This is a genomic window from Pseudomonas sp. Tof1 (assembly GCF_055390395.1).
The window spans coordinates 3395247-3416057 of the sequence record NZ_AP024344.1; the positions used below are offsets into that span (position 1 = coordinate 3395247).

A 20811-nucleotide genomic window follows, 5' to 3' on the forward strand; every position below is an offset into this window, starting at 1 on the left:
CAGGCCTCGCCGGCCCTGCGGCCGCCCAAGGCGGTGTTCCCGGTCGAGCAGTTGATTCACCAGCGTTTCGAAGCCCAGGCGCAAGCGCACCCACAACGCACCGCCCTGGTCTTCGGCGAACAGACACTGAGCTACCAGGCGCTCAACCGCCGCGCCAACGGCATCGCCCGTGCCCTGCTCGCCCAGGGTGTGCGCCCCGATGACCGGGTGGCAATCCTGTCGTTGCGCGGTGTCGACCTGCTCTGCGCGGTGCTGGCGGTGCTCAAGGCCGGCGCGGCCTATGTGCCGCTGGACCCGGCCTACCCGGCCGAACGCCTCGGCTACCTGCTGGACGACAGCGCGCCAGTGGCGCTGCTGGCCCAGGCCGACTGCCTCGACGCCCTGCCGCCGCATGCCGTACCGGTGTTGACACTCGATGAGCTCAACCGCGCGGACGCCGCCAGTGACAGCAGCCTCGACCGCAACCCACAGGCCGATGAGCTGGGCCTGACACCACGGCACCTGGCGTATGTCATCTACACCTCGGGTTCCACCGGCCTGCCCAAGGGGTGCTGGTGGAACACGGCAACGTCGCCCGCCTGTTCGACGCCACCGCCGAGCTGTTCGACTTCGATCACAACGACACCTGGACGCTGTTCCACTCCTTCGCCTTCGACTTCTCGGTCTGGGAAATCTGGGGCGCCCTGAGTTACGGCGGCAAGCTGGTGATCGTGCCGAGTGACGTCGCCCGTTCGCCGGACGACTTCTACGCGCTGGTCTGCCAGCAGCAGGTCACGGTGCTGAACCAGACGCCGAGCGCCTTCCGCCAGTTCATCGAAGCCCGCGGCCGCAGCGCGCAGGAGCATGCGCTGCGGGAAGTGATCTTCGGTGGCGAGGCCCTGGACTTCCGCAGCCTGCGGCCGTGGACGGCGACCACCCCGCTGTCGCGTACCCGCCTGGTGAACATGTACGGGATCACCGAGATCACCGTGCACGCCACCTACTACCCGGTCAGCCAGGCCGAGATCGACGCCGCCGCGCCCAGCCTGATCGGCCCGGCGCTGCCGGACCTGTGCCTGCGCATCCTCGACGACTACCAGCAGCCGGTACCGGTGGGCGTCAATGGCGAGATCTACATCGGGGTGCCGGGGTCGCCCGGCATTACCTGAACCGCGACGCGTTGAATGCCGAACGGTTCATCGCCGACCCCTACTCCGACCTCCCCGGTGCGCGGCTCTACCGCACCGGTGACGTCGCCCGCTACCGTGCCGATGGTGGCGTGGTCTACGTCGGTCGCAACGACTCGCAGATCAAGATCCGTGGTTTCCGTATCGAACTGGGTGAAATCGAAGCGCAACTGCAGGCCTGCACCGGTGTGCGCGAAGCCATGGTGATCGTGCGCGAGGACCAACCCGGCGACAAACGCCTGGTGGCCTACCTGATCGCCGAGGACGGCAGCAGCCTCGATGCCTCGGCCCTGCGCAGCCATCTGGCCAGCGTCCTGGCCGAACATATGCTGCCGAGTGCCTTCGTGACCCTCGCCGCCTGGCCGCTGACCACCAATGGCAAGCTGGACCGTGCGGCGCTGCCGGCACCGGACCGCGATGCCGCGGTGAGCCGCGACTACGAGGCGCCGTTGGGCGAGATCGAACTCACCCTGGCCCAGGCCTGGCAGGAACTGCTCGGTATCGAGCGTGTGGGGCGCCAGGATCACTTCTTCGAACTCGGCGGTCACTCCTTCCTGGTCATCAGCCTGATCGAGCGCCTGCGCCAGGCCGGCCTGCAACTGGACGTGCGCACGGTGTTCTCGGCACCGACCCTGCAAGCCATGGCCACCGTGCTGGCCGGTGGCGACAATGCCGAACGGCAGGTGCCGGCCAACCTGATCCCGGCCGATTGCACGGCCCTGACGCCGGACATGCTGCCGCTGGTGACCCTGAGCCAGCAGGAGATCGAGCAGATCGTCGCCGATGTGCCCGGTGGCGCGGCCAACGTGCAGGATATCTACCCGCTGTCGTCCTTGCAGGAAGGCATCCTGTTCCACCACCTGTTGCAGTCCGAAGGCGATGCCTACCTGATGCGCACCGTGGTGACCTTCACCAGCCGCACCCTGCTCGATGACTTCCTCGGCGCGGTGCAGGTGGTGATCGACCGCCATGACATCCTGCGTACCGCCCTGCGCTGGCAAGGCCTGCCGCAACCGGTGCAGGTGGTCCATCGTCGCGCCCGGCTGCCGGTGGTCACACTCGACTGCGCGCCCGGCGTGGACGCCTTGCAGATGCTGCGTGAACGAACCGACACCCACCATTTGCGCCTGGACCTGCAACAGGCGCCGCTGATCGCCGCGTACGTCACCTACGATGCCCCGCGCGAACAGTGGCTGCTGGCGTTGCTCGACCATCACCTGGTCAGCGACAACGTGACCTTGCGCCTGATCATGCGCGAGATCCAGGCGGTCCTGGCCGGGCAGGCCGACCAACTGCCACCGTCCCAGCCGTACCGCAATTTTATCGCCCAGGCCGCCAGCATCTCCCAGGCCGAGCATGAAGCCTACTTCCGCCGCCTGCTGGCGGATGTCGACGCCACCACTGCGCCCTACGGCGTGCTGGATGTGCATGGCAACGGTGCCGGGATCCAGCGTTCGGTGCAGCACCTGAGCGAAGACCTCAGCCAGCGCGTGCACCGCAGTGCACGGGCCCAGGGCGTACCGACCTCGGTACTGTTCCATGCGGCCTGGGGCCTGGTGGTCGCGGCCACCAGCGGACGCGACGACGGGATCTTCGGCACCGTGCTGTCGGGCCGTTCCCAGGGCACCACCGGCGCCGACCAGGCATTGGGGATGTTCATCAACACCCTGCCGATGCGCATTCGCCTGCAACACACCAGCGTGCGCGATATCGTCCAGGATGCCTACCAGCAGCTCAGCGAACTGCTGACCCACGAACAGGCGCCGCTGGCCCTGGCCCAGCGATGCAGTGCGGTGGATGCCGCGCTGCCGTTGTTCACGGTGATCCTCAACTGCCGCCACGGCGATCTGGTCAACGCCTCCGGGGAGGACGTCGAGGACATGGCGGACCATGACGGCATCCACTTCCTCGCCTCGGAAACCCGTACCAACTATCCGATCGAGATTGCCGTGGCCAACGTCGGCGAGGTGTTCTCCCTCACCGCACAATCGATCAGCGGCATCGACCCGCACTGCATCGCGGCCTACCTGGGCCAGGCCGTTGCCGAACTGGTCGATGCCCTTGAACAGGACCCCGCACGCCCGGCCGCCGACCTGAAGGTCGTGCCCGAAGCCGAACGGCAACGGTTGCTCAACGACTTCAACGACACCGCCACCGACTTCGGACCGGCCCAGCCGATCCATGCCCTGTTCGAGGCCCAGGTCCGTGCCAACCCCGACGCCGTGGCCCTGGTCTGCGAAGACCGCCAGTTGAGCTATCGCCAGCTCAACCGCCGCGCCAACCATCTGGCCCGGCAACTGCTGGCACTCGGCGTACAACCGGACGAACGCGTGGCCATCTGCGCCGAACGCAGCCTCGACATGATCGTCGGCCTGCTCGGCGTGCTCAAGGCCGGGGCCGCCTATGTCCCCATCGACCCGGCCCACCCGGCCGAGCGCATGGCCTTCATGCTCCAGGACAGCCAGCCACGGGCAGTGCTGACCCAGGCCGCGCTATCGCTGCCGGCCGGCGACCTGCCGCTGTTGCTGCTGGACACCGCCGAATCGCTGCAGGCCGTACAGGATGAGGCCTTCGACGCCAACCCGGTCGTTGCGGACCTGACGCCTGAGCACCTGGCCTATGTGATCTACACCTCCGGCTCCACCGGCCAATCCAAGGGCGTGATGGTCGAGCACCGCTCGGTGTTCAACTTCTGGCACGTGCTGACCCGCACCACCCACCAGCACTGCCCGACACCCGCCACCGTGGCGCTCAATGCCGGCTTCTTCTTCGACATGTCGATCAAGGGCATCTCGCAGCTGTTCTCCGGGCACAAGCTGGTGATTATCCCGCAACTGATCCGCGCCAGCGGCAGCGAGCTGCTCGACTTCCTCGAACAGCACCAGGTGCACGCCTTCGACTCGACCCCGTCGCAGCTCGACACCCTGCTCGCCGCCGGCCTGCTGGAGCGTCGCAGCTACCAGCCGGTCAGCGTGCTGCTCGGTGGCGAGGCAATCAACGCCAGTACCTGGGAGAAGCTGCGCAACTGCCAGAGTATCCGCTTCTACAACATGTACGGCCCGACCGAGTGCACGGTGGACGCGACCCTCGACCTGATCCGCGACCTCGGAGAGAAACCGAGCATCGGCCGGCCGTTCGCCAACGTCCAGGTGCATGTCCTCGATGCCCGGGGCGAGCCCGCGCCGCTGGGCGTGGCCGGGGAAATCCATATCGGCGGCGTCGGTGTGGCCCGTGGCTACCTCAACCGCGACGCGCTGAGTGCCGAACGCTTTATCGCCGACCGCTTCAGCAAGGTGCCCGGGGCCCGCCTGTACAAGACCGGCGACCTGGGTCGCTGGCTGGCCGACGGCACCCTGGAATACCTGGGTCGCAACGACTTCCAGGTGAAGATCCGCGGTTTCCGCATCGAACTGGGGGAAATCGAGAATGCCCTGCTGGCGGTTCCGGGTGTTCGCGAAGCGGTGGTCATCGCCCGCGATGACAGCCAGGGTGACTCGGATAACCAGCGGCTGGTCGCCTATGTCTGCGGCGAGCCGGTGCCGGCCGAGCAGTTGCGCAGTGCCTTGCTGGGCGGTCTGCCGGAATACATGGTGCCCAGCGCCTTTGTGCATCTGGACAAGCTGCCATTGACCGCCAACGGCAAGCTCGACCGTCGCGCCCTGCCCGCTCCTGGCCAGGACGCCCTGGCCAGCAAGGCCTACGAGGCGCCGCAAGGCGAGACCGAGGAGGCCATCGCCGAGATCTGGAAAGGCCTGCTGCACCTGGACCAGGTCGGCCGGCATGACGGTTTCCTCGAACTGGGCGGACACTCGCTGCTGGCCGTGCAGTTGCTCTCGCGGCTGCGCCGCAAGCTCGGCGCCCGGATCAGCCTGCGCGAGCTGTTCGACGACCCCACCGTGCGGGGCCTGGCCGCGCTGGTCAACGCCAGCGCACCGAGCGAGGCACAATCGATTCCCCGGGCCAACCGCTCGGGTCGGCTGCCGCTGTCGTTCGCCCAGCAACGCCTGTGGTTCCTCGATCACCTCGATCACGCCGCCGGTGCCGCCTACCACCTGCCGATGGCCCTGCGCCTGAGCGGCCGGCTGGACAAGGTGGCCTTGCAGGCGACCCTGGATCGCCTGGTCATGCGCCACGAAACCCTGCGCACCCGTTTCGAACTGGTGGATGGCGAGCCGCTGCAGAAAATCGCTCCGGCCGATACCCGCTTCCCGCTGACGGAACAGGACCTGCGTGCGCTGTCGGCCGAGTCCCGCGAGGCCACGCTGGCCCGTCTCGGCCAGGACAATGCCACACAACTGTTCGACCTGAGCCAGGGGCCGCTGGTGCGCGGCCAACTGCTGCAAGTGGCGGACGACGAGCATGTGTTGCTGATCACCCTGCACCACATCGTTTCCGACGGCTGGTCCAACAGTGTCCTGGCCCATGAAGTGAGCGTGCTGTACAACGCCTTCAGCCAGGGGCAGAAGGATCCGCTGCCGGCCCTGGCGCTGCAGTACGTGGATTATGCCGCGTGGCAGCGTCAGGCCCTGGACGGCCCGGCGCTGCAGGCCCAGGTCGACTTCTGGCGCAAACACCTGGAGGGTGCGCCCACTCTGCTGAGCCTGCCGCTGGATCGGCCACGTCCGGCGATCCAGAGTTATGCCGGCGGCATCGTCGAGTGCGCCTTCTCGCCAAGCCTGAGCGCCGACCTGCGCGCCTTCAGCCAGGCCCAGGGCAGCACGCTGTTCATGGTGCTGCTGGCCGGCTGGTCGGTATTGATGCACCACCTCAGCGGCCAGCACGATGTGGTGGTCGGCACCCCCGTGGCCAACCGCCAGCGGCCGGAACTGGAGTCGTTGATCGGTTTCTTCGCCAACACCCTGGCGCTGCGTATCGGTACCGACCGCGAGCTGCGGGTGAGCGACCTGCTCGGCAGGATCAAGGACCTGACCCTGGCGGCCTACAGCCATCAGGACCTGCCCTTCGAGCAGGTGGTCAGCGCCCTGCAACCGACCCGCAGCATGAGCCACAGTCCGTTGTTCCAGGTGATGCTGAGCCTGGACAACACCCCACCGGCTCCGCTGCAACTGCCCGGGCTGCAGGTGGCGTCCCTGGACAGCGCCCACCGCACCACGCAGTTCGACCTGTCGTTGTCGCTGGTGGACACCGGCGAACGTATCCGCGGCAGCCTGCAATACGCCAGCGACCTGTTCGACGTCAGCACCGTGCAGGCCATTGCCGAGCTGTTTGCCAAGGTCCTGGAAAATCTGCTGGGCGATGCACAGCAGTCCATCGGCCAGTTGCTGGAGAACACGCCGGCATTGCCGCGTTCGGCCGATGCCGTGGCGATCGCGGCACCGGTCGAGGAGCCGCGGCCCGAGCCGCGGCCTTACGAGGCGCCGCTGGGCGATACCGAAATCGCCATCGCCCAACTCTGGAAGGAGCTGTTCAAACTGGAGCAGGTCAGCCGGCATGACGATTTCTTCAGCCTCGGCGGTATTTCGCTGATGGCCGTGCAGATGGCCTCGCGCCTGCGCAAGGTGCTCGGCAAGCCGATCGCGGTGCGTGACCTGTTCGTCGAGCCGACCATCGCCGGCTTCGCCCGGACCCTGGACGGCCAGGCGCGTCCCGGTCAGCACGGCAACCTGGTGGCTGTGCGCCGCACGGGCTCGCAACGACCGTTGTTCCTGGTCCACCCCCTGGGCGGTGAAGTGCAGTATGCCCGCGATCTGGCTCCGGCACTGGACCCGCAGGTACCGGTCTACGGCCTCGCCGCCAGTGGCCTGGTCGCCGGGGAAACGCCGCTGTTCGAGGTGCCGGCCATGGCCGCGCGCTACCTGGCAGCCATTCGCCAGGTCCAGCCGCAAGGCCCTTACCGGATCGCCGGCTGGTCGGCCGGTGGCCTGATCGCCTATGAAATGGCCAGGCAGTTGCAGGCCGCGGGTGAGTCCCTGGAGTTCGTCGGCATCATCGACGCTTCGGCACGTCCCGAGCCGGCCCCGGCGCAGTCCTTGAGCGAAGCGCAGTTCCTGATGGCCTGGCTGCCTACGCAGGTCGAACCCCAGGTGCGGCAGCAACTGGCCGCACTGGCGCAGGAGAATGCCATCGAGGCGATGCTGGCGTTGTGCATGACTCATCGCCTGCTTCCGCAAGAGCTGCCCCAGGACGTCGATGCCGACCTGCTGCGGAGCCATCTCGCGGTGGCCTATGCGATACGCCTGGCCATTGGCGCCTATGTGAGCCCGGCCAGCTCGCTCAAGGTCTCGCTGTTCACCGCCAGCGGGCAGGAACGCAACGATCCGCTGTTGGGTTGGGGGCGTTGCTGGAAGCCGCGCCAGTCGTCACGGCACTTCCCGGAACGCACAACACGCTGGTCCAGCCACCCCATGTCGGGGCCCTGGGCCAGGCGATCTCCCGGGCGTTGAGGGAGAGTGCCGTTCAATCATCCTGATGGAGAAGCGCTTCACTCTGGGAAAGTCGGCGCCAGCTAAACTGGCGCCGGCTCAGCCGTGTAGGATGTCCCTGTTTTCTACTACAGACTTATCCTACGTAGCTGGGTCTAATGATTCAGTACTGAATCGTTTTTGTGGATGGATTCACACGTCATGCCTGGGCTGCCAGGTATCAGGCAAGAAATGGTTTGAGCGTCGAAGGGTAATGGACGGATCGCCTCTGCCCTGCCGACAGAATTGCAAGCTATTACTGATATGCAGGATCAGCATATGAGCCCACGAACGAATGTCAAAGAAGCAAAGAACGCCCATATCTATCAAGAACTGGGGAGACTGATTTCCAGCATCGGGGACGAGACGTTTCTGAGCAACATGCATCAGTTGGTCAACGCCTCGGTGGCTGTCAGCCGGATCGAACTCAGCGAATGGACCGTCGACGACAGCCAGTCGTCGGTTGTCGATGTCCAACTGCTGGGGCATGCGGGCCTCGAATTGAGCCCGCAAATGCAGGCGGTCTGTCCGACCAACGCCATGCACCGCAACGACCACCCTCTGGTCAAACGGGTGCTGGAGGTGCAGGACGCACTGCTGATTCATCTGAACGCCCGGATGAAAGACGAGAAAGACAACAATTGCCTCGGCACGTCCCATCAATGCAGTCTCATTTCACGCAAGGCCAACCGTTGCTGCGTGATCTCGCTGCACCGCCCGCGGGTGGAACGCGATTACTCCCTGCAGGAGCTGTCCTTCCTCAAATGCCTCTCCGAGACGTTGCTGCCGCTGGCGCAAAGACACGCCCGTGCCTGTCGACAGGCCAGCGCCAGAAACCCGCAGGGCAAGACAGCCCATGCCTCGAGCCTGGAACAGACACAACTGCAACAGGAGTTCGGTGAGCGCTTAAGTGCCTGCGAGATCACGTTGTCGGCACGGGAAAAGGAGGTCTGCCTGGGATTGCTGGCCGGCGGTACCGTACCCGAGATCGCGGAGAAACTCTGCGTCAAGAACAGTTCCATTGAAACCTACCTCAAGCGCTCCGCCGCCAAACTGGGTGTCAGCGGGCGACATGGATTGGCCAAGTGGATGATAGGAGCAGAATGAACAGATCCCTCAGTCCCTGGTTGCTGGCCGCGCTGGCCCTGGGCGGTTGCTCGCTGATTCCGGACTACCAGCGCCCGGCGGCGCCGGTCGCCGCCCAATACCCCGGCACACCCGATCAGGCCACGGCCCCGGCGACGCTGGCGGCGGACGTCGGCTGGCGAGAGCTGTTTCGCGACCCGACACTGCAACAACTGATCGAAAGCGCCTTGCGCAACAATCGCGACTTGCGCGTGGCGGCCCTCAACGTCGAGGCCTTCCAGGCGCAATACCGGATCCAGCGCGCCGACCTGTTCCCGGCGATCAGCGCCACTGGCAGCGGCACGCACCAGCGCGTGCCGGCCAGCATCACTCAGACCGGCAAGGCGGCCATCAGTCACAGCAACTCGGTGACGCTGGGCATCAGCGCCTACGAGCTGGACCTGTTCGGGCGTGTCCGCAGCCTGAGCGACCAGGCCCTGCTGACCTACCTGTCCACCGAGCAGGCCCGCCGCAGTACCCAGCTGAGCCTGATCGCCAGTGTCGCCAATGCCTACCTGACCTGGCGCGCCGACCAGGAACTGCTGGCCCTGACCCGGGACACCCTCGCCTCCTACGAGCAGAGCCTGCGCCTGACCGAACACAGCAACCAGGTCGGTACGGCCTCGGCCCTGGCCCTTAGCCAGTCGCGCACTTCGGTGGAGAGCGCCAGGGCCAGCCTGGCGACCTTCCAGCGCCAGGTCGCCCAGGACCTCAACAACCTGACCCTGCTGGTGGGAGCACCGGTGGCGGACAGCCCGTCCAGCCAGCCGCTGGCCGCCGACTGGATCGCCGAACTGCCGGCGGGGCTGCCTTCGGACCTGCTGCAGCGACGTCCGGACATTCTCCAGGCCGAATACCAGCTGCAGTCGGCCAATGCCAGCATCGGGGCCGCCCGCGCGGCGTTCTTCCCGAGCATCACCCTCACCGCCAACGCGGGCACCTCCAGCAATGAATTGTCGGGGCTGTTCAAGGGCGGCTCGGGAAGCTGGCTGTTCCAGCCGCAGATCAACCTGCCGATTTTCAACGCCGGCAGCCTGCGGGCGAGCCTGGACTACGCGAAGATCCAGAAGGACATCCGCGTTTCGCAGTACGAGAAATCGATCCAGACCGCCTTCCAGGAGGTCTCCGATGGCCTGGCCGCCCGCCAGACCTACAAGGACCAACTGCAGGCGCAGGACGCTCTGGTACAGGCCAACCAGGCGTATTACCGCCTGGCCGAGCGTCGCTATCGCGTCGGCGTCGACAACAGCCTGACCTTTCTCGATGCCCAGCGCTCGCTGTTCAGTTCCCGACAGACCCTGATCACCGACCGGCTGGCGCAACTGAGCGCCGAGGTCAATCTGTACAAGGCCCTGGGCGGAGGCTGGATGGAGCGCGGCGGCAAGAACCTCTGAGGAGCAGACGATGGGCTGATGCGGGCGCTCGCGGCGATCATCGCGCCTGGGCCCGCATCGCCATCGCTCGCACCGCCGCTACCACCCTCAGGGAATGCAGGCCTCGCCGGCATGGCGCTTGAGCCACTGGCGCAATTCGGTCTTGAGGATCTTGCCGACGTTGTTCCTGGGCAAGGTGCTGCAGAGGATGTACCTGTTCGGTTTCTTGAATGTCGCCATGCGCTGGATGAACCAGGCGTCGAGCGAGGATTCATCGAGCGTCCCGGCACTACGTGGCACGACGAACGCCACCACCGACTCGCCCAGCTCGGCATCGGGTTGCCCCACCACGCAGACATCGAAGACCTGCGGATGCTGCGCCAGCACTTCCTCGACCTCCCTTGGATACACGTTGACTTCACCGCTGATGATCACGTCCCTGGCCCGGTCAGTGAGCGTCAGGTAGCCGGCATCGTCGATAAAGCCCACGTCGCCGGTCAGCAACCAGCCATCCACCAGGGTACGCCGTGTTGCCAGGTCGGTCCCCCAGTAGCCGCGCATGACCGTGGGCCCACGCACGGCGATTTCCCCCAACTGCCCGCACGGCAGCGGCTCATGTCCGGCGTCCAGCACACGCAGTTCCAGGCACGCCAGGGCCCGCCCCACGGACGCGGCCAGCCTGGTCCAGTCGGGGTGGCTTCGAGCCGCGACCACCTCACGGGACAGGCTGCTGATCAACGGGCTTTCGCCTTGACCGTAGATCTGCACCAGCCGCGGACCGAACGTGTCGAGCGCTTCTTCCAGATCCGCCAGGTACATGGGCGCGGCGCCATAGACAATGGTCTTGATGCCCTCGCCGCCATAGCCCTGGCGGCGGGCCTGCTCGACCATCTGCCGCAGCGTGGCCGGTGCCACGAAGACACAGACACGCTCCAGTCGTGCGGCCAGCTCGAACAACTCATCGGCGTTGAAACCGCGGGAATCCGGGACTACGTGACGGGCGCCGCAGCGCACGTGGATGCAGCTCAACAGGCCGGAACCATGGGACATCGGCCCGGCATAGAGCACGGCATCCTCGGCGCTGACCGGGTCGACATCCAACTGATAGCACAGCGACATGGCAACCAGATTGCCATGACTGAGCATCACCCCCTTGGGACGCCCGGTCGTGCCCGAGGTATAGAACAGCCACGCCAGGTCGTCGGCATGCCGTGGGCAGGGCGTGTCCGGCAGTACCGCATCCATCGGAGCGAGCGCGCCCATGTCCTCCCGTTCCAGCTCACGACATCCGCGGGGCAAGGCCTCGCGCGGGAACAGTCCGCCGTTATCGGTAAAGATCAGCCGGGCCTGGGCGTCGCCGATGATGCAGCTGGCTTCGCTGGGGTGCAGCTTGCAGTTGATCGGCACCGCCACGGCACCGACCCACCAGATGGCATGGAGCAGTTCGAGGTATTCACAGCAGTTGGGCATGAACAACGCGATGCGGTCGCCGGGAACGATGCCGTGCTCGCCGGTCAGATAGGCGGCACGGTGGCGGACCAGTGCGGCAAAAGTGCCATAGTCGGCCACCTCCCGCGTTCCCTCGAACAAGGCGGGCCGCTGCGGACAACGCCGGCCGGCGTCATCCAGCCAGTTGGCGATATTCATTGCTCAGCTCCTGCGTGCCTGAAGGAGCGAGGTGCGGGCCTTTTCCCTGTTGGCGGCACAATCGCCGGGACACGCGAAAGGCAAACAGCTGGCCGCGACAATGGGGACACGGTCATGGATCATGGCGATTTCCTTCTTGGATTGGCTGAAGCATCGATTACAATGGAATACCAACGGGATCGCTCGCCAGTTGGTACAACTACGTACATGGGGTACGTAAGCCAGCCTTGGGCTCATCAATAACAACGCCCCCACCGAATCAGGATGTCAATGAGCGCTATCGTGCAACAACAGGATCTGCAGCGCCTGGCATTCATGGCGTCACCCGCCCCCAGTTGATCACCGGCGACCGTGTGATACTCGACTGCAACGCCGCCTTCCTGGAACTGTTCGGTTACTCGCGCGAAGAGCTGCTGGGACAACTGACCCTGCTGATCCATCCTTCCCCGGATGACTACCGGGCCTTCGGCACTCGCAGTCGCAACGGGCTGCGGCGCAGCAAGAGCGGTTCCTACTCCGATGAGCGCCTGCTGCAGCGCAAGGACGGCGAGGTGTTCTGGGCCAGGTCGCAGGGCTATACCCTGACCCCGAGCGACCCGTTCAAGCTGATCGTCTGGCACCTGGAGCGCCTGGGCCGGATGCAGCGCATCGCCGTGGACCTCACGCCCCGCGAACGTGAGGTGTCGATGCACATCGTCAAGGGCCTGACCTGCAAGGAAGTGGCGAAGCAGCTGCAGATTTCCCATCGTACCGTGGAAGTCCACCGCGCCAGGCTGATGAAGAAACTCCAGGCCAGGAACAGCGTCGAGCTGGTGTCGAAGATCATTCTCGTCGATTGAGGCCTGCGCCCGCAGGCTTCGCCCCGCCCTGCCTCCCCTCCGGGCGTCACGCCTGCCGGGGGAACACCGGCTCGCCCAGGTTGAGCATCAGCCGGTTGGCCCAGGCGAAGATCGAAATGGCATGGATCAGGTCCAGCACCTGGCCATCGTCCAGCCCATGCTCGCGCAGTGCCAGGATGTGACCGGCGCCCAGGTTCGCCGGAGCCAGCGTCAGGTCGATGGAGAACTGCACGATGGCCCGCTCGCGGGGCGTCGTGCCGGCCATGGCCGGGTCGGCGAAGATCTCGCGGATCACGTCGTTGCGCTTGGCCAACTGCTCGAAGCGTTGCGCGTGGACCGAGGCGCAATAGACACAGCGGTTGATCCGCGAGACCACGGTGCTGGCCAGTTCGCGCTCGGCGCGGGACAGGCCGCCCGGGGCGTACATGATCGCGTTGAACGCCTGGGAGCGCTGGCGCAGGATGTCCGGGTGATGGCCCAGGGTCAGGTAATAGTCCGAGGTCTTGGCCTGCGGGTGACTCTCTTCGAGCACCGCGATCTGCTCCGGCGTGGCGCTTTGCAGGTCGATGGTCGGCAGCCAGGCTTTCCAGCCCAGCACTTCGTTGGTGAAACCATTGCTGCGGATCGGTTCGCTCATCAGGCGGCTCCTGCGCGGGACAAGGCCGTGAGGCCGGCGGCCAGGCGGACCTGGTAGGACACAAAGGCGATCAACTGCGCCAGGACGACGATCTCTTCGGTACTCAGCCCCTGCTGTTGCAGCGTTCGCAGTGCAGCCTTGTCGCCATGTACCGGGGACTCGATCAGCGTACGGGTAAAACCCAGTATCGCTGCCAGGCGGCTATCGCCCAGCGCTTCGAGGTTTCCCGCGTCGATGCTGGCCAGGGTGGTGTTGTCGATACCCTGTTCATGCAGTTGCGCCAGGTAGTGCGCGGCGAGCGCCGCCTGCGGAGTCAGTCGCGCCGCGTAGTAGGCCACCCACAGGCGCTCGCACAGCGACAGGTTGTTGCCCAGTTCGGCAGCGAAAAACAGCTCCTGGCTGCCCTGGGTCGCCGAGACGACTTTCTCCCGGGCATGGCGTACGTCGTGCAAGGCCGTGCCGGGCTGGAGGTTCAGCAGGCTGTCGAGCAGATCGGGCACGACAGCGTTGGCGGTGATGGAAGACATGAGGTTTCCTGCGGATCGATGACAGCCTTCCCGCCCAGGCAGGAAGGCATTGGGTTCAAGGTTGCTCGGTGACCATCAGCGCCGCGGTACGGTCGCTGACCAGCGGCTCGACCTTAAGGCCTTTGCGCGCAGCCCAGATATTCTGGTAGTGGAACAGCGGAATGATGCCGACATCGTCGCTGACCACTTTCACCGCATCCTGGAGGATCTTGCGCCGCCTGGCCTCATCGAATTCGGCGGTGGAATCGATCAGCGCCTTGTCCACCAGCGGGTTGCTGTAGCGCCCCCAGTTGGAGGCGCCCTGCCCCTTGCTGCTGTCGACGGTGGTGAGGATGTTGGTCAGCGCATAGGCCGCCTCGCCGGTGCCATTGCCCCAGGCGATCACGCTGACCGCCAGCTCGTTCTTGTTCGCCTTGCCGGCGTAGACCGCCCAGGGCAGCACTTCCAACTGCACCTTGAGACCGATGCGGGTCCAGAACTGGGCCACCGCCTGCAAGGTTTCCGGTGCCTGCGGGTAGCGGTCGCCGGGAACGTGCACGGTCAGCTGGAAGCCGTCCGGGAAGCCGGCCTCGGCCAGCAACGCCTTGGCCTGTTTCGGGTCGTAGGGAATGTTCTTCACCTGCGGGTTGTAGCCGAAGGTGTTGGCCGGCATCCACTGGTTGGCCTCGGTGACCGTACCCTGCATGATGCGCTGGTCGATGGCCTGGCGATTGATCGCCAGCGACAGCGCCTTGCGCACCCGCACGTCTCGCAACGGGTTCTGCGCCAGTGGCTTGCCGCTGTTGTCGCGAACGAACTCGTTCGGCCCCTCGCGGAAGCTCGGCTGGATGATCAGCGCGCGCAGGCCCTGGTAGGCGAAGACGTTGATCCCCGGGGTCTTGCGCAGGCGCTCGACATCGGTCGGCGAGACCTTGTCGATCACGTCGACATCGCCGGCCAGCAGCGCCGCCGTGCGGTTGGCGGCGTTGGCGATGAAGCGGAAGTCGACCTTGTCCCAGGTCGGCCTGGGGCCCCAGTAGCTGTCGTTGCGCGCGAAGATCGTGCGATCGCCCGGCACGTAGGACACGAAGCGATACGGCCCGGTGCCGATCAGGGCCTTGCCCGAGTTGTAGTCGGCGCTGCTGGCGGTGGCACCGGCATGGCGGCTGACGATGTAGATCGAGTCGACATCGGGCAGCAGGTTGGCGTTCGGTGTGCGGGTCTTGATCAGCAGCGTATGGGCATCCTTGGCCTGCACCGACTCCACGGTGCGCGTGGCCCCGGCGTAGGAAGCGACACTGCCCGGCACGTTGCGCGCCCGCTCGAAGGAGAAGACGAAGTCGTCGGCGGTCAGCGGCGTACCGTCCTGCCACTTGACGTCGTCGCGCAGCTCGAACTGCCAGGTGGTCGGGTCGAGCACCTTCCAGCTCCTGGCCAGGCCCGGCAGGGTCTTGTCATCGTGGCGATTGACCAGTGACTCGAAGGCGTGCAGCGCCACCGAGCGGTCGCCGGCATAGTTGTTCAGTTGCGGGTCGAGGGAGGAAACCGGGTCGGCGTAGCCGATGCGCAGGTCCTGGGCCGAGACGCCGCCGGCGGCCAGGAGCAGCGCCGAGGCGATCAGTGAGCGAACACGTGGTTGCATGGGTGATTCCTTGTACGCAATGGCGAAAAGCATGCCGGGCATCAGCGCGCCCGTTCAGGGATGCTCGTTGAGGTGACACGCACTCAGGTGGTTCGGCGAAACCTCCCTGAGGGCTGGAACTTCCTCGCGGCAACGCGCCGTGGCGCGCGGGCAGCGAGGATGGAAATGACACCCGCCGGGCGGGCTCAGCGGACTGGGGATTTCCCCTTGGATCGCGTCATAACGGGAATTGCGGACATCGAAGCGCGGAATCTGCGCCAGCAGGGCCTGGGTGTACGGGTGGTTGGCGCGGGCGAACAGCTCGTCCACCGACGCGCTCTCCACCACCCGGCCGAGGTACATCACCACCACGCGGTCGCACAGGTGCTCGACCACGCCAAGGTCGTGGCTGATGAACAGGTAGGTCAGGCCGAGCTGGTCGCGCAGGTCCATGAACAGATTGAGGATCTGCGCCTGGATCGACACATCCAGGGCCGCCACCGACTCGTCGCACACCAGCAGTTGCGGCTGCACCGCCAGGGCCCGGGCAATGCCGATGCGCTGGCGCTGGCCGCCGCTGAACTGGTGCGGATAGCGCTGGCGCAACTGCGGGTCGAGCCCGGCACGTTCGAGCTGGGCACAGACGTAGTCGTCGAAACCGCGCCGGTCGGTGAGACCGTGCAACAGCGCGCCCTCGCCGACGATACGATCGACCCGCAGGCGCGGATTGAGGCTGGCCGACGGGTCCTGGAAGATCATCTGCACCTTCAGGCGCACGGCCTGGCGCTGCCCGGCCGTCAGGCTGTCGAGGTCGAGGCCGTCGACCCGGACGCTGCCCGAGGACACCGGCAGCAACCCGGCGACCATCCGCCCGAGGGTCGACTTGCCGCAGCCCGACTCGCCCACCAGCCCGACCACTTCGCCGCGGGCGATGCGCAGGTCGACCCGGTCGACGGCGTGGGTCCGCAGTTGCGGGCGGGTCAGGCACAGGCGTTGCAGCAGGTGCTGAAGGGTACGCTCGCCAGGCGCCTTGCCAAAGGTCTTGCTGACCTGGTTCAGCTCGATGAGAGGTATCTGCTCACTGCGCATCGGCGGCTCCCGGGTGAAAACAGCGGACGATCCGTCCACGTGGCATCTGCAGGGGCTGAGGTTCTGCCGCGCACAACGGCGAAGCCCGCGCGCAACGGGCGGCGAAGGCACAGCCGACGGGCATCGACAGCAGATCCGGCGCCATGCCGGGGATCTGCCGCAGGCGCTGGCCTCGGCTGTTGCGGCTGGGCAGGCTGTCGATCAGGCCCTGGGTATAGGGGTGCTGCGGCTGGTCGAGGACATCGCCGACCGTGCCCTGCTCGACGATACGCCCGGCGTACATCACCGCCACGTCGTCGGCCAGGCCGGCCACCACCGACAGGTCGTGGGTGATCCAGATCAACGAGGTCCCCTGCTCGCGCACCAGTTGCTGCACCTGGCTGAGGATCTGCGCCTGGATCGTCACATCGAGGGCGGTGGTCGGCTCGTCGGCGATGATCAGGTCCGGCGCATGCAACAGGGCAATGGCAATCGCCACGCGCTGACGCATGCCGCCGGACAGTTGATGGGGATAGGCGCGCAGGCGCTCCTCGGGGCTGGCGATGCCCATTCGCGCCAGGGTGCGCGCGGCGTGCTCACGGGCCTCGCGCTTGCCCAGCGGTCGATGGGCACGCACCGCCTCGATCATCTGTGTATCGATGCGCAGCACCGGGTTGAGGGTCATCATCGGGTCCTGGAAGATCATCGCGATGCGGTTGCCCTGCAACTCGCGCCGTTGCGATGGCGAGAGCCGGGTCAGGTCGCGCCCCTGGAACAGCACCTGGCCGCCGCTGATCCGCCCGGGTGCATCGACCAGGCCGAGGATGGAGAAACCGGTGACCGACTTGCCGGAGCCGGATTCGCCCACCAGGCCGAGAATGCGCCCCGGCTGCACCCGCAACGACACGTCACGCACCGCCGGCAACACGCCGGCACGGGTGTGGAACGAGGTGCAGAGGTTGCGCACTTCGAGCGTCGGCACGCCGGTCTTGTCCGTTGCGGCGACAATCGCCGATTCAGGCAGGTTCATCGTTGCAGCCTCGGGTTCAGGACATCGCGCAGGCGGTCGCCCACCAGGTTGATCGCGACGATGGTGATCAGCAGCGCAAGGCCCGGAAACAGGCTGATCCAGTATTCGTTGCCGAGCATGTACTGGAAGCCGTTGGCGATCAGCAGGCCCAGCGAGGGTTCGGTCACCGGCACCCCCAGGCCCAGGAACGACAGGGTCGCCTCCAGGGTGATCGCCCGGGCGATCTGCAGCGCGCCGATGACGATCAGCGGCGGCAGGCAGTTGGGCAGGATGTGGCCGATGACGATCCGCCACGAACCGATGCCCTGCCCCCGCGCGGCGTCGACATATTCGCGACGACTCTCGGTCAGCGCCTGGCCACGGGCCGTGCGGGCGTAGTAGGCCCATTCGAGCAGTACCAAGGTGAGCATCACGTTGCCCACGCCCTTGCCCAGCCAGGCGAGGATCATCAGCGCCATGAGAATCACCGGGAACGACAGCAGCAGGTCGACCAGGCGCATCAGCAAGGCGTCGACCCAGCCGCCGACGTAGGCCGACAGCAACCCGAGCAGCGTGCCGATCAGCGCGGCGATCAGCGCCGAGCCGATGCCCACCCACAGACTGATGCGCAGCCCGTAGAGGATCGCCGACACCAGGTCGCGGCCCTGCCCGTCCGTGCCCAGCCAGTAGGTGTAGCCGCTGTCCATATTGGCGCTGCCCGGTGGCAGGCGCGCATCCAGCACGTTGAGCTGCATCAGGTCATAGGGGTTCTGCACCACGATCCAGGGGGCCAGCAGCGCCAGCAGCATCACCGCGAGCAACAGCACCAGGCCGGTCACGGCCGAGGGGGAGCCGAGGAACTCCACCAGCACCCGCCGCCACGGCGATTGCGCTGACAAACGATGGGCGAGCACGGCGGTCATCGGCCAGCCTCGATACGAACACGTGGGTCGAGCAGGTAATACAAACCGTCGACCACCAGGTTGAGCACGACGAAAATCACCACGACCACCATCAGATAGGCCACCACCACCGGACGATCCAGGGTGTTGATACTGTCCAGGATCAGCTTGCCGGCGCCCGGCCAGGAGAAGATGCTTTCGGTCACCACCGCATAGGCGATGGTCGAACCCAGTTCCATCGCCAGCACCGTCACCACCGGGATCATGGTGTTGCGCAGCACGTGCATGACCATCACCCGCAGCGGTGACAGGCCCTTGGCCCGGGCGAACCTGACGAACTCCTGGGGCAGCACCTCTCGCACGCCGGCGCGGGTCAGGCGCAGCACCAGGGAAATCTTGAACAGCGCCAGGTTCAGCGCCGGCAGCAACAGGTGCTGCAAGCCGTCGAGGGTCAGCCACGACCATTGCACGCCGAACAGCTCACGGGTGGCGCCACGGCCGCTGGCCGGCAGCCAGCCGAGGGTGATCGAGAACAGCAGGATCATCATCAGCGCGACCCAGAATGCCGGCAGCGAGAAACCGATGATGCTGCCGGCCATCATCAGTCGCGACAGCGGGTGCTCGGGGTATGTCCCGGCGAACAGGCCCAGCGGTACGCCGATCAGCACCGCCAGGCACAGCGCGCTGAACGCCAGTTCGAAGGTGGCCGGCAGGCGTTGCAGGATCAGGCGCATGGCGTCTTCGTGATAGACGAAACTCTGCCCGAGGTTGCCGTGCACGGCGCCCTTGAGGAAGATCAGGTACTGCTCCCACAGCGGCTTGTCCAGCCCCAGGTGGGCGATGGCCTGCAGGCGCTCGGCCTGGTTGAGGTCTTCGCCGACCAGGATGTCCATCGGGTTGCCGATCGCATTGAGGCCGATGAACACCACCAGTGTCATCAGCCAGATGACCAGCAGCGACTGGCCCAGCCGGCGCAGGGTCCAGCCGATCATTGCCGCATCTCGTGGGCGTCCGGCTGGCTGGCAACCCACTCGTCACCCAGCAGTTCCGGTTCGGCGTAGTCGCGCATGGCCGCGTAGTGCTGCTCGATATCGGCGTTGAACAACTCGCCGATCAGCGCCTGGGCCAATCGCTTGGCGCCCTCGCTGATCGCCGGAATGTCGCCCGATACCGCACCGAAGCTGAGGGCGGCGGGATAGCTGAAACAGTGGATGTGATTCAGGCCGGGACAGCTTCCGGGGATTTTTTCCTGGAACTCGAAGTTGCTGCCCAGGTCCGGCAGTTCCGCCAGCTCCGCGTCCGCCTCGTCGGCCGGGGCCTCGAAACGATCGCGCCAGGTCCGTACCTGCGCGCAAAACGGCGAGAACTCCGGGCGCAGACGGAAGTCGGTGCGAAAGCCGGTGGCGAACACCACGAAGTCGGCTTCCAGACGCGCGGTCGGCGTGTCCAGCCAGACGCCGCCGGCCGGGTTTGCCTGCACGGCCAGCAGCGGGCTGTTCAGCAGAAAACGCGCGCGGCCCGACTGCGAGACCCGCAAGGTACTGCCCCGTGGCGGTGGCACCTGCTGGGTGTTGAGATAGTTGCGCAGGCGCCATTTCCAGGCCGCCGGCAGCCGCCAGTAACCATGGGTCATCCCCGGGTTGCCGGCGCCCTTGCCCTTGTTGATGCGCGGCAGCTCGGCGCGACGGATCAGCAGGTCGACCCGGCTGGCGCCGGCCTCCAGTGCGGTCGCCGCACTGTCCATGGCCGAAGCGCCGCCACCGATGACCGCAACCCGCTTGCCTTCGAACCACTCGTTGCGCAGTCCGTCCGCCGAGTGCGCCCACAGCTCATAGGGCAGTGCCCGCGCCAGGTCCGGAACCCACGGCCCGCCCAGCCCATCGCGGCCGGTGGCGAGCACCACATGGCGGGCGAGCAGCTGCTGCGTCTGGGCGCCAGCCTGCACCTGCAGTTCCACCAGGCCGTCGGCGCGTGGCGCCACCCGGCTCACCCGGTGTTCGTTGCGCACCTCCAGCGCCAGGGCCTTGCGATACCAGCGCAGGTAATCGGCCCACTGCAGGCGCGGAATCTTGTCCAGGCGCTCCCAGGCCTCCAGGCCGAATTGCGCCTCGAACCAGGCGCGGAAGGTCAGCGCCGGCAAGCCCAGGGCCGGCCCGGTCAGCTGTTTTGGCGAGCGCAGGGTTTCCATGCGCGCGGTGGTCGCCCATGGCCCCTCGAAGCCCGCGGGCGCCTGATCGAAGATCACTGCCGCCACCCCCTGGTGGCGCAACTCGGCAGCCAGCGTCAGGCCGGCCATGCCGCCGCCGATGATCGCCACGTCCAGCACGGCTTGACCGTCGTGCAGGCGTGGCTTGACCCAGGGTTTGGCGGGCAGATCGAGCCAGTCGAGATCCTGGCGCAGGCGTGCTTCCAGTTTCGCCAGGCCGGTGGCGGCAGTTGCATCGGACATGTATGGGGTACTCGGCATGAGGTCGGGAGATCGGCCCCCGTCCCTTG

11 protein-coding genes and 3 pseudogenes are annotated in these 20811 nt (G+C 66.4%); 5 read left to right on the forward strand and 9 right to left on the reverse strand.

Annotated elements, in window-relative coordinates; translation table 11 throughout:
• Positions 1–54 precede the first annotated feature (54 nt).
• From ACZ5KU_RS15140 to adeC, 4 genes and pseudogenes are all read left to right on the forward strand, one after another.
• Positions 55–6448 (forward strand): annotated as a pseudogene (locus ACZ5KU_RS15140) (amino acid adenylation domain-containing protein); the annotation flags it as partial.
• 180 nt (positions 6449–6628) lie between these two features.
• Positions 6629–7570, forward strand: a pseudogene (locus tag ACZ5KU_RS15145) (thioesterase domain-containing protein); the annotation flags it as partial.
• A 297-nt stretch (positions 7571–7867) separates the two neighbouring features.
• Positions 7868–8695 (forward strand): helix-turn-helix transcriptional regulator, encoded by an 828-nt coding sequence (locus ACZ5KU_RS15150; protein WP_054063317.1) that lies wholly within the window; start codon positions 7868–7870, stop codon positions 8693–8695.
• Positions 8692–10107 (forward strand): AdeC/AdeK/OprM family multidrug efflux complex outer membrane factor, encoded by a 1416-nt coding sequence (gene adeC / locus ACZ5KU_RS15155; protein WP_054059179.1) that lies wholly within the window; start codon positions 8692–8694, stop codon positions 10105–10107. The genes ACZ5KU_RS15150 and adeC overlap by 4 nt, the downstream gene beginning before the upstream one ends.
• An 87-nt stretch (positions 10108–10194) precedes the next feature.
• Here the strand turns inward: adeC and ACZ5KU_RS15160 are convergent, their stop codons facing one another.
• Entirely contained in the window at positions 10195–11733 is a 1539-nt protein-coding gene (locus ACZ5KU_RS15160) for a class I adenylate-forming enzyme family protein (RefSeq protein WP_416768991.1), read from the reverse strand.
• A 270-nt stretch (positions 11734–12003) separates the two neighbouring features.
• Here ACZ5KU_RS15160 and ACZ5KU_RS15165 point away from each other — a divergent pair.
• Positions 12004–12572, forward strand: a pseudogene (locus tag ACZ5KU_RS15165) (LuxR C-terminal-related transcriptional regulator).
• Positions 12573–12618: 46 nt separating this feature from the next.
• On the opposite strand, the gene ACZ5KU_RS15170 reads toward ACZ5KU_RS15165, so the two are convergent.
• The 8 genes from ACZ5KU_RS15170 to ACZ5KU_RS15205 are packed head-to-tail and all read right to left on the reverse strand — an operon-like array spanning position 12619 to position 20764.
• Entirely contained in the window at positions 12619–13209 is a 591-nt protein-coding gene (locus tag ACZ5KU_RS15170; RefSeq protein ID WP_054059182.1) for a peroxidase-related enzyme, read from the reverse strand.
• Positions 13209–13736, reverse strand: a complete 528-nt coding sequence (locus ACZ5KU_RS15175; RefSeq protein ID WP_054059183.1) for a CMD domain-containing protein — start codon at positions 13734–13736, stop codon at positions 13209–13211. The genes ACZ5KU_RS15170 and ACZ5KU_RS15175 overlap by 1 nt, the downstream gene beginning before the upstream one ends.
• Positions 13737–13791: 55 nt before the next feature.
• The gene (locus ACZ5KU_RS15180; protein WP_054059184.1) at positions 13792–15357 is read right to left on the reverse strand and encodes an ABC transporter substrate-binding protein; all 1566 of its coding nucleotides are present in this window, start codon (positions 15355–15357) and stop codon (positions 13792–13794) included.
• Positions 15358–15411: 54 nt separating this feature from the next.
• Entirely contained in the window at positions 15412–16425 is a 1014-nt protein-coding gene (locus tag ACZ5KU_RS15185) for an ABC transporter ATP-binding protein (RefSeq protein ID WP_416768992.1), read from the reverse strand.
• Entirely contained in the window at positions 16415–17434 is a 1020-nt protein-coding gene (locus tag ACZ5KU_RS15190; RefSeq protein ID WP_416768993.1) for an ABC transporter ATP-binding protein, read from the reverse strand. The genes ACZ5KU_RS15185 and ACZ5KU_RS15190 overlap by 11 nt, the downstream gene beginning before the upstream one ends.
• The gene (locus tag ACZ5KU_RS15195; RefSeq protein ID WP_054058371.1) at positions 17431–18336 is read right to left on the reverse strand and encodes an ABC transporter permease; all 906 of its coding nucleotides are present in this window, start codon (positions 18334–18336) and stop codon (positions 17431–17433) included. The genes ACZ5KU_RS15190 and ACZ5KU_RS15195 overlap by 4 nt, the downstream gene beginning before the upstream one ends.
• Entirely contained in the window at positions 18333–19307 is a 975-nt protein-coding gene (locus tag ACZ5KU_RS15200; RefSeq protein WP_054058372.1) for an ABC transporter permease, read from the reverse strand. Before ACZ5KU_RS15200 ends, ACZ5KU_RS15195 begins: the two co-directional genes overlap by 4 nt.
• Positions 19304–20764, reverse strand: a complete 1461-nt coding sequence (locus ACZ5KU_RS15205) for a SidA/IucD/PvdA family monooxygenase (RefSeq protein ID WP_416768994.1) — start codon at positions 20762–20764, stop codon at positions 19304–19306. The genes ACZ5KU_RS15200 and ACZ5KU_RS15205 overlap by 4 nt, the downstream gene beginning before the upstream one ends.
• Positions 20765–20811 lie beyond the last annotated feature (47 nt).

Bases quoted from the DNA above. Each gene is read 5' to 3' on its own strand.
- ACZ5KU_RS15150 (WP_054063317.1), top strand. From the start codon at position 7,868: ATGAGCCCACGAACGAATGTCAAAGAAGCAAAGAACGCCCATATCTAT.
- adeC (WP_054059179.1), top strand. From the start codon at position 8,692: ATGAACAGATCCCTCAGTCCCTGGTTGCTGGCCGCGCTGGCCCTGGGC.
- ACZ5KU_RS15160 (WP_416768991.1), bottom strand. From the start codon at position 11,733: ATGAATATCGCCAACTGGCTGGATGACGCCGGCCGGCGTTGTCCGCAG.
- ACZ5KU_RS15170 (WP_054059182.1), bottom strand. From the start codon at position 13,209: ATGAGCGAACCGATCCGCAGCAATGGTTTCACCAACGAAGTGCTGGGC.
- ACZ5KU_RS15175 (WP_054059183.1), bottom strand. From the start codon at position 13,736: ATGTCTTCCATCACCGCCAACGCTGTCGTGCCCGATCTGCTCGACAGC.
- ACZ5KU_RS15180 (WP_054059184.1), bottom strand. From the start codon at position 15,357: ATGCAACCACGTGTTCGCTCACTGATCGCCTCGGCGCTGCTCCTGGCC.
- ACZ5KU_RS15185 (WP_416768992.1), bottom strand. From the start codon at position 16,425: ATGCGCAGTGAGCAGATACCTCTCATCGAGCTGAACCAGGTCAGCAAG.
- ACZ5KU_RS15190 (WP_416768993.1), bottom strand. From the start codon at position 17,434: ATGAACCTGCCTGAATCGGCGATTGTCGCCGCAACGGACAAGACCGGC.
- ACZ5KU_RS15195 (WP_054058371.1), bottom strand. From the start codon at position 18,336: ATGACCGCCGTGCTCGCCCATCGTTTGTCAGCGCAATCGCCGTGGCGG.
- ACZ5KU_RS15200 (WP_054058372.1), bottom strand. From the start codon at position 19,307: ATGATCGGCTGGACCCTGCGCCGGCTGGGCCAGTCGCTGCTGGTCATC.
- ACZ5KU_RS15205 (WP_416768994.1), bottom strand. From the start codon at position 20,764: ATGTCCGATGCAACTGCCGCCACCGGCCTGGCGAAACTGGAAGCACGC.